We start from the raw sequence: 8,881 nt of genomic DNA on the forward strand, positions 1-8,881 counted from the left end.
ACCGTCTCGCCGAACCACCCAGGTGACTCATGACGAAGATCCGTACCGACTTCCCCTACGACACCCGCCACGAGGACCTCCGCATCCCGCTGCCCGACGGCACCGAGCTGTACGCCCGGATCTGGCGGCCGCTCACCGACGAACCCGTCCCGGCCCTGCTCGAATACCTGCCGTACCGGCTCACCGACTGGACCGCGCCGCGCGACGCGCAGCGCCACCCCTGGTACGCGGGCCACGGCTACGCCTCCGTACGCGTCGACGTGCGCGGCCACGGCAACAGCGGGGGCCTGCCCGGCGACGAGTACGACGCCGTCGAGCTCGCCGACGGCGTCGCCGTCGTGAACTGGCTCGCCGCACAGCCCTGGTGCAACGGAAAAGTCGGCATGTTCGGCATCTCGTGGGGCGGCTTCAACTCGCTCCAGATCGCCGCGCTCGCGCCCGAACCGCTGAAGGCGATCGTCACCGTCTGCTCGACCGACGACCGCTACGACAACGACGTGCACTACATGGGCGGCTCCGTCCTCGCCGTCGACATGCACGCCTGGGCCGCGACCATGCTGGCCTTCGTCGCCCGGCCGCCGGACCCCCGGTACGTGGGCGAGGAGTGGCGCGCGATGTGGCTGCGCCGGCTCGGTGCCGTACGGCCGTTCCTCCACACCTGGCTGTCCCACCAGACCCGCGACGCCTACTGGCGGCACGGCAGCGTCTGCGAGGACTACTCCGCCGTCCAGGCCGCCGTACTCGCCGTCGGCGGCTGGCACGACCCGTACCGCGACACCGTCCTCCGGCTCGTCGAGCACCTGCCGCAGGACCGGGTGCGCGGCATCATCGGACCGTGGTCGCACCAGTACCCGGACCGCGGGCTGCCGCCCGGCCCGGCGATCGGCTTCCTCCAGGAGACCCTGCGCTGGTGGGACCACCACCTCAAGGGCGTCGACAACGACGTGATGGCCGAGCCGCTGCTGCGCTCCTGGATCAGCGAGTCGCACCCGCCCGCCACGGTGTACGAAGAGTTGGCGGGCCGGTGGGTCACCGACCCGGCCTGGCCGTCGCCGCACGTCACCCCCGTCGCGTACACCCTCCGGGGCGCGCCCGTCGCCGTGGACTCGCCGCAGCACACCGGACTCGACGCGGGCCGCTTCTTCCCCTTCGGCAACGACGCCGACCTGCCGCCCGACCAGCGCGCCGAGGACGCCTACTCCGCCTGCTTCGACTTCCCGGTACCGGAGGACGGGGAGCCGATCGAGATCCTGGGGCGGCCGGCGGTACGGCTCGCGCTCCGGGCGGCCGCCCCCACCGGGCAGGCCGTGGCCCGGCTGTGCGACGTCGCGCCGGACGGCTCGTCCACCCTCGTCACACGCGGCGCGCTCAACCTCTCGGCCCGCTACGGGCGGGACCGGGCGGTCGAGGCACAAGCCGGAGAGTGGGAGGAGTACGCGTTCGAACTGAACGGCATCGGCCACACCTTCCCGCCCGGCCACCGGATCCGGCTCGCCGTCTCCTCCGCGTACTGGCCGTGGCTGTGGCCCCAGCCCGACACCGGCGGCTTCACCCTCGACCCGGCCGGCTCGTCGCTCACGCTCCCCCTCCGCGCGCGTACGGAGGACGCGGTCGACTTCGAGGAGCCCGAACAGTCCGCGCCGCTGGGCGTCGGCTACCCCGCCACGCTGGAGGAGCCCCGGCCGGAACGGCTGGTCGTACGGGACGTGGCGAAGGGCGCATGGCGACTGGAGGTCGACCCTCGGTACGGCGGGACCCGGGTCTACCCGGACGGCCTGGAGTTCACGGAGGACGCGGCCGAGACGTACACGATCGACGAGAAGGACCCGCTGTCCGCCCGTACCCGCTCGGAATGGTCGATCCGGCTGCACCGGCCCGAGATGGCGTGGGACGTACGGATCGAGACGCGGTCGGAGATCTCGTGCGACGCGGACGTGTTCCTCACGTCGGACGAGCTGATCTGCCGGGAGGGCGGAGAGGTCGTATTCCACCGGACGTGGGAGGAACGCATTCCGCGCACGGCGGGCTGACGGAAAGTCACCACGGGTGCACGGAAGAGGAATAGCGCGTGCACCCGGAAAGGCCCGAAAGGAATGGGGCCGCTCCGGAATTCCGGAACGGCCCCATTCTCACTGCTTCGGCTCTTTACGAGCCCTCCACGCCTGCGATCAGGCGCCTTCGCCGGCCTTGCGGCGGCGGACCATCACCATCGCGCCCGCGCCGAGGACCACGGCCGCGCCGCCCGCGAGGGCGAACGGAAGGGTCGACGGGCCCGCGCCGGTGGCGGCGAGGCGACCGGTCGTGGTGGTGGGGGTGTGGGTGGTGGTGGTCACGGGGGTCTTGGAGGTGCCGCCCTGCGGGGAGGCGTTGCCGTTGCCCTTCGTACCGCCGTTGGTGCCGTTGCCGTTGTGGCCGCCGTTGGTGCCGTTGTTGTTGCCGGAACCGGGCTTGGCGGGCTTCACGACGGTGAAGTGGGCGATGTTGGTCTCGGACTCACCGCAGGTCATGTCCTCGTAGGTGGCACGCAGACCGGCGGCGAGGACCTGCCCGTCACCGACCGGCACCTTGGCGTCGACGGAGACCTTCAGCTTGAAGTCGAAGGACTTGCCCGGGGCCAGCGGGGCGTTGGCGGAGAAGCCCAGCTCCTCCTCGTTCGCCCAGTTGATCGGCTTCCACGTCGGGCTCTCGGAAGTGGACCACTTCACGTCGAGCCACTCCATGCCGCCGTTCGTCGTGGCCACGGAGAAGCCGCCGAACTCGTCGAAGGTCTTGGAGCCCTTGTTGGTGATGCGGAAGGTGAACACCCCGCTGGAGCCAGCGGTGATCTCGCTCGGGCCGGTGAGGGAGGTGCCGAGGCTCTTGTCGTCCTCGACGCACATGTCCTCGCCGTCCGGCAGGTTCGCCTCGGCCTCCGCGAGCGCGTCCTCGGCGTCGTCAAGCGCCTTCCTGGCAGTCTTCTTGGCCTTGCGAGCCTCGTCCAGGGTGCTCAGCGCGGCGGCCTTGGCGTCGTTCTGAGCCCTCAGCACCTTGAGGAGCCCTTCATTCTTGGCCGTTGCGTCGGCAGCGGCGGCTTCAGCGGCGGCCTTCGCCTCCTTGACCGCCTGCTCAAGCGGGGCCTTCTGCTCATCGGTGGCGTCCTCGGGCAACGCGGCCAGGGCCGCCTCGGCCTTGGTGACCGCTTCGGCGGCGGCTTCCTTGGCGGTGGCGGCCTCGTCATACACCTTCTTCGCCGTCTGAACGTCGACGGCCAGCGGGTGGTCGGCCTTGGCCAGGGCGTCCACGGCCTTCTCCGCGGCGGTGAGATCGGCCTTGGCCTTGTCGAAGGCGGTCTCGGCGGCGGCGACCGCCAGCTTCAACTGCTCGATGGAAGGCTTGTCGGCGAGCTGGCTCGCACCGGCGGCCGGCTTCGTGTCGGCGAACGCGGGCGCGGCGGAAAGGAACACGACCGGAGCGGTCACGGCCGCTGCCACGGCGGTGGCGGCGATACGTCGAATCTTCACAGGGGACCTTTTCTGGTCGAACGAAGAAATACAGCCTGTGGCGTGTGGGGGCTGCGCCTGCGGAAAGACGCACGCGGCGCAACGCTTTGGCAATCGTATGGCCGGGATAAGACAGCGGAATAGGGGTATTGCCGTGTGCGGGGCCGGCATATGTCGACACGGCGACCTGATCCGCAACGCATATGCCAAAAATCCGGGCAGTTGCCCACGGAGGCCCCACTTTCTGTGTGACTCATGTCATCCGCGTCTTGGCGCGTGACCCGTAACGTGTCCCCCAACACACCTGGAAAGCGAGGTCAGCACCGATGTCCACGCCGATGCCGACGCCTGAGCGGAGCCCGCTCGACCTGCCCGAAGGCGACCCCTTCGGCCCGCACAACCTGCCCTATGGCGTGTTCTCCACGGCCGACGAACCCGACCGGCGACGCCTCGGCGTCCGGATCGGCGCGTACGTCCTCGACGCCGGCGCCGCCGCGCACGCGCTCGGCTCGCCGTACGCCACCCTGCTCGACCAGCCCGGCCTCAACCCGCTGCTCGCGGCCGGCCGCACCGCCTGGCGCGACGTGCGCCGCGCGCTCACCGGCTGGGTGACCGTCCCCGCGCACCGGCCGGTCGTCGAACCGCTGCTGCACCCGCTCGACGCGGTCACGCTGCACCTGCCGTACGAGGTCGCCGACTACGTCGACTTCTACGCGAGCGAGCACCACGCGACCAACGTCGGCCACATCTTCCGCCCCGACGGCGACGCGCTGACCCCCAACTGGAAGCACCTGCCCATCGGTTACCACGGCCGGGCCGGCACCGTCGTGGTCTCCGGCACCGACGTCGTACGGCCCGCCGGGCAGCGCAAGACGCCCGCCGACCCGGCGCCGGTCTTCGGGCCGTCGGTCAAGCTGGACATCGAGGCGGAGGTCGGCTTCCTCGTCGGCACCCCGTCGGAGATGGGCCGCCCGGTCGGCCTCGGCGACTTCCGCGAGCACGTCTTCGGTCTGACGCTGCTCAACGACTGGTCGGCGCGCGACATCCAGGCGTGGGAGTACGTGCCGCTCGGCCCGTTCCTCGGCAAGTCCTTCCAGACCTCCGTCTCCGCGTGGGTGACCCCGCTGGAGGCCCTGGACGCGGCCCGAGTCGCCCCGCCCGCCCGGGACTTCGAGCTCCAGCCGTACCTCGACGACTCCGGCGAGGACGAGCTCGGCGGCTTCGACCTGCGGATCTCCGTCGCGATCAACGGGGAGGTGGTGGCCGAGCCGCCGTTCTCCACCATGTACTGGACGGCCGCCCAGCAGCTCGCCCACATGACCGTCAACGGCGCCTCGCTCCGCACCGGCGACCTCTACGGCTCCGGCACGGTCTCCGGCCCCGAGGTCGGCCAGCGCGGCTCGCTGCTCGAACTGACCTGGAACGGGCGCGACCCGATCGACCTGGAGGGCGGCAAGCGGACCTTCCTGGAGGACGGCGACGAGGTCACGATGACCGCCTGGGCGCCGGGCCCGGACGGCACGCGCGTGGCGCTCGGCGAGGTCACGGGGCGGATCGCCCCGAACGCCGGCTGATCCGCCGGCCTGTCCGGTCGTGGGCCCGCCTCCCGAGTGGGGGCGGGCCCACGACCGTTTCGTACGGCCTGCGTACGACCTCCGTACGGCCTCGGTGCGCCCCGGACGGCCTCCGTACGCCCCCCTCCGAACGAGGGAAGCCTGGTAGGCGGTCCCCCGCCGCGCGGTAGATACCCGGATGTGGCACTCTCCCCGTGCCGGCCACGAGGCCACCGTCCCGGCTGTGCCCGCGGCAACGAAGACCTCACCAGGAGAACCATTCATGCTGAGGACCTGCCGTGCCCGGCGCGGCCTCGTCGCCACCCTCGCGAGCCTCGCGCTCGCCGCCGGCGTCGTCACGGGCTCCGGCGCGCTGGGCGCCGGCGCCGCCCACGCCGGCACCGACCCCGTGCGGCCGGTGCCGATCGCGGCGACCGACATGCCGTCGGCGGACGCCGGTGTCGTCCGGGGCAGGACCGCCCGGACCGCCCTCTACGCGGCGATGCGCCAGCTGTGGGCCCAGCACGTGCACTGGACGTACTCCACCGTCGAAGCCTTCTTCCACAACCCGGACGCGCTCCAGGCGACGCAGGACCGGCTGCTGCGGAACCAGCACGACATCGGCGACGCGATCGCCCCGTACTACGGCCGTGCCGCCGCCGACCGGCTGACCGACCTGCTGCTCACCCACATCGAGGACTCCGGGCCGGTCCTCCAGGCCCTGAAGGACGGCGACGCGGCCGCCCTGAAGAAGGCCATGGCCGTCTGGTACGCCAACGCCAAGGACATCGCGGACTTCCTCTCCACCGCCAACCCGGAGTTCTGGCCGCGGTCGGTGACCGAACCCGCGCTCAAGACGCACATCACGCAGACCGCGGCCTACGGCACGGACCTGTTCCGCGCCGACTACACGAAGGCGATCACCGACTTCGACGCGGCGGAAGCGCACATGGCGGAGCTCGCCGACTTCCTCAGCAAGGGGATCATCGCCCAGTTCCCGGGCCGGTTCACCGGCTGAGCCCCCTTCTTGCCTGATCGGGCCCGGGCCGTCACCCGGCTCAGGCCCGCTCCCGGCCCCACGCCGCCAACGGTTCGAGGGCCGTGTTGAGCCGCTGCCCGTCCTCGGTCAGCGCGTACTCGACGCGCGGCGGCACCTCCTCGTACGAGACGCGCCGGACGATCCCGTCCGCCTCCATCTCCCGCAGATGGGAGGCCAGCACCTTCTCCGTGATCCCGGGCACCAGACGGCGCAGCTCGCCGAAACGGCGGTGCGGGTACTCGTGGAGCGCCCAGAGGATCAGCACCTTCCACTTGCCGCCGATGACCTCCATCGCGGTGTCGATCCCGCAGGCGTGCCCCTCCGGCCCACCCGGCCGGTTCAGCGTCGCCATGCCCTGCCCCACCCCACCTTCCCGACCTGCACGCTCACTCCGCGGTAAGCACCCACTTCGAAGTGCGTACTTGTCCGCCCTCACACTCTGCGACGAGCCTAACCGGCATGGCACAGAACACCGTTGAAGCCGCTCACACCGCCGCGAAGACCCCCGTCACCCTCCTCGGCCTCGGCGCGATGGGTACCGCCCTCGCCCGCACCTGGCTCGCCGCCGGCCACCCGCTCACCGTCTGGAACCGCACCCCGGCCCGCGCCGAGGCGCTCGCCGCCGAGGGCGCGAAGGTCGCCGACAGCGCGGCCGAGGCCGTCGCGGCCAGTCCCCTCGTCGTCGTCTGCCTGCTCGACGACGCGTCCGTCGGCGAGGTGCTGGACGACACCGGCCTGGCGGGCAAGGACGTCGCCAACCTGACCACCACCACGCCCGCCCAGGCCCGCGCCCGCGCCGCCTGGGCGACCGAGCGCGGCGCCCGCTACCTGGACGGCGGGATCATGGCCGTACCGCCGATGATCGGCGTCCCCGGCGCCGGCGCGTACGTCTTCTACAGCGGCTCGCCGGAACTCTTCGAGCGGCACCGGGAGACCCTGGCCGTCCCCGCCGGCACGACCTTCGTCGGCGCGGACGCGGGCTTCGCGGCGCTGTACGACATGGCGCTGCTCGGCGGGATGTACGGGATGTTCGCCGGGGCCGCGCACGCCTTCGCGCTGATCCGCGACGAGGACATCGACCCCACCGCGCTCGCGCCACTGCTCTCCGAGTGGATCGTCGCGATGTGCTCGTCCATCCCCCAGACCGCCGAACGGCTGCGCAGCGGCGACTACACGACGGGCGTCGTCTCGAACCTCGGCATGCAGGTGGCCGGCACGCCGACCTTCCTGGCCACCGCCGAACAGCAGGGCATCAGCCCCGAACTCCTCTCTCCCTTCTTCGCGTTGATGCGGCGACGCCTTGAGGAGGGCGGCCGGGACGAGGAGGACCTGACGGGCGTGATCGACCTGCTGGCACGGACCCGGGGCACGGCGAAGGCGGGCGCCTGACCCGTACGGCGGAACGAGGCGCTGCTCTCCGCCCTCCCCGGGAACAATCAGGGTGACGGGCGGGAAGGAGTCGCATGAGCGCGAGCGGACGACGACCGGCATCCGGCGCCGGCTCCGACTCCGGCGCCGGCTCCGGGGACACGGAGGCGCCGCCGCCCGCCCCGGACCGGCGGCGGATGTGGCCGCTGTACGCCGCCGGGTTCACCACCGCCTTCGGCGCCCACGGCATCGCGGCCAACCTCGGCGCCGGGGACGCGGGGCTCGCGCGGTCGGTGCTCTACCTGGGGGCGCTGCTCGCGCTGTACGACGCGGCGGAGGTCGTCCTCAAGCCGGTGTTCGGCACGCTCGCCGACAAGGTCGGGGCCAGGCCGGTGCTGCTCGGCGGGCTCGTCGCGTTCGCCGCCGCGTCCGCCGTGTACGTCGTGGCCCGCGACCCGGGGCTGCTGTGGGCGGCCCGGCTCGGGCAGGGCGCGGCGGCGTCGGCGTTCTCCCCGGCCGCGTCCGCGCTGCTCGTACGGATGAACCCGGTGGCCCGGCACGGGCGGGCGTTCGGCTCGTACGGCTTCTGGAAGAGCGTCGGGTTCACGGCGGGGCCGCTGCTCGGCGGGGTGCTGGTGTGGGCGGGCGGGCTGACGCTGCTGTTCGCCGTGATGACGGCGCTGGCCGTGGCGGTCGCGCTGTGGGCCGCGCTCGCCGTCCCGGCCGTACCGCCGCTGCCGAGGACCCGGCAGACCCTCGCGGACCTGGTGCGGCGGCTGGCGGACGGGGCGTTCGTACGGCCGGTGCTGGCGCTGGCGGCGGCCACCGCCGCGCTGTCGGTCGGCGTCGGGTTCCTGCCGCTGTCCGGCCGGGCGGACGGGTTGTCGCCGGTCGCCACCGGCGCGGCCGTCTCCGTACTCGCCGCGTGCGCGGCCTTCGTCCAGCCGTGGGCCGGGCGGGCGCTGGACGCGGGGCGGCTGACACTGCGGACCGGACTGTCCGCCGGACTCGCCGTGACCGCGGGCGGGATGGCCGTCGCCGTCCTGCCGGGGGTGGCCGGCCTCCTCGCGGCGGCCGTCCTGACCGGCGCGGGCACCGGCCTGATCACCCCGCTCGGCTTCGCCGCGCTGGCCGCCGCCACCCCGGACGAACGGATCGGCCAGACGATGGGAACGGCGGAGATCGGCCGCGAACTGGGCGACTCGGGCGGCCCCCTCTTCGTCGCCGCGATCGCCACGGGCACCAGCCTGGCCTGGGGCTTCACCGCCCTGGCCCTCCTCACGGCCCTCCTGATCCCGCTTGCCCTGACGACCCCCCGCCCCGACTCCGCTGCGGACTGACCCCGACCGCGGGTGCCCGCCAGGGCGGTTCTCCCTCCGCGGAGGGTCCCCGCCCTGCGTCGCCTTGAAGATCCTCTGCCTCAGCCGCCGTACGTTCTCCTC

General features: G+C 72.6%; 7 protein-coding genes. 5 read left to right on the forward strand and 2 right to left on the reverse strand.

Translation table 11 applies throughout. The annotated features are described in order from the left end of the window. Window positions 1-29 precede the first annotated feature (29 nt). Window positions 30-2,030, forward strand: a complete 2,001-nt coding sequence (locus ABZ693_RS33085; protein ID WP_359885050.1) for a CocE/NonD family hydrolase — start codon at window positions 30-32, stop codon at window positions 2,028-2,030. Between the two features lie 138 nt (window positions 2,031-2,168). Here the strand turns inward: ABZ693_RS33085 and ABZ693_RS33090 are convergent, their stop codons facing one another. After that, window positions 2,169-3,500, reverse strand: coding sequence for a peptidase (locus tag ABZ693_RS33090; RefSeq protein ID WP_359885052.1), 1,332 nt, complete (start codon window positions 3,498-3,500; stop codon window positions 2,169-2,171). A gap of 305 nt (window positions 3,501-3,805) precedes the next feature. Here ABZ693_RS33090 and fahA point away from each other — a divergent pair, with 305 nt between their 5' ends. Further along, the gene (gene fahA, locus ABZ693_RS33095) at window positions 3,806-5,053 is read left to right on the forward strand and encodes a fumarylacetoacetase (RefSeq protein WP_435842621.1); all 1,248 of its coding nucleotides are present in this window, start codon (window positions 3,806-3,808) and stop codon (window positions 5,051-5,053) included. Between the two features lie 262 nt (window positions 5,054-5,315). Then, window positions 5,316-6,050: a hypothetical protein gene (locus ABZ693_RS33100; protein WP_359885054.1), complete on the forward strand. Its 735-nt coding sequence runs from the start codon at window positions 5,316-5,318 to the stop codon at window positions 6,048-6,050. 40 nt (window positions 6,051-6,090) lie between these two features. On the opposite strand, the gene ABZ693_RS33105 is transcribed toward ABZ693_RS33100, so the two are convergent. Further along, a complete protein-coding gene (locus ABZ693_RS33105; RefSeq protein ID WP_359885055.1) occupies window positions 6,091-6,423 on the reverse strand; it encodes a winged helix-turn-helix transcriptional regulator in 333 nt (110 codons plus the stop codon). 107 nt (window positions 6,424-6,530) lie between these two features. Here ABZ693_RS33105 and ABZ693_RS33110 point away from each other — a divergent pair, with 107 nt between their 5' ends. Both ABZ693_RS33110 and ABZ693_RS33115 read left to right on the forward strand, forming a co-directional pair. Next, window positions 6,531-7,460 carry an NAD(P)-dependent oxidoreductase gene (locus ABZ693_RS33110; RefSeq protein WP_359885056.1) on the forward strand — a complete coding sequence of 310 codons (930 nt, stop codon included), beginning with the start codon at window positions 6,531-6,533 and terminating at the stop codon, window positions 7,458-7,460. A 176-nt stretch (window positions 7,461-7,636) separates the two neighbouring features. Beyond that, a complete protein-coding gene (locus ABZ693_RS33115) occupies window positions 7,637-8,779 on the forward strand; it encodes an MFS transporter (protein ID WP_359885059.1) in 1,143 nt (380 codons plus the stop codon). The last annotated feature ends 102 nt before the right edge of the window (window positions 8,780-8,881 follow it).

The sequence above is a fragment of the Streptomyces laurentii genome (assembly GCF_040635425.1).
In the GTDB taxonomy this organism is placed as follows: Bacteria; Actinomycetota; Actinomycetes; order Streptomycetales; family Streptomycetaceae; genus Streptomyces; species Streptomyces laurentii.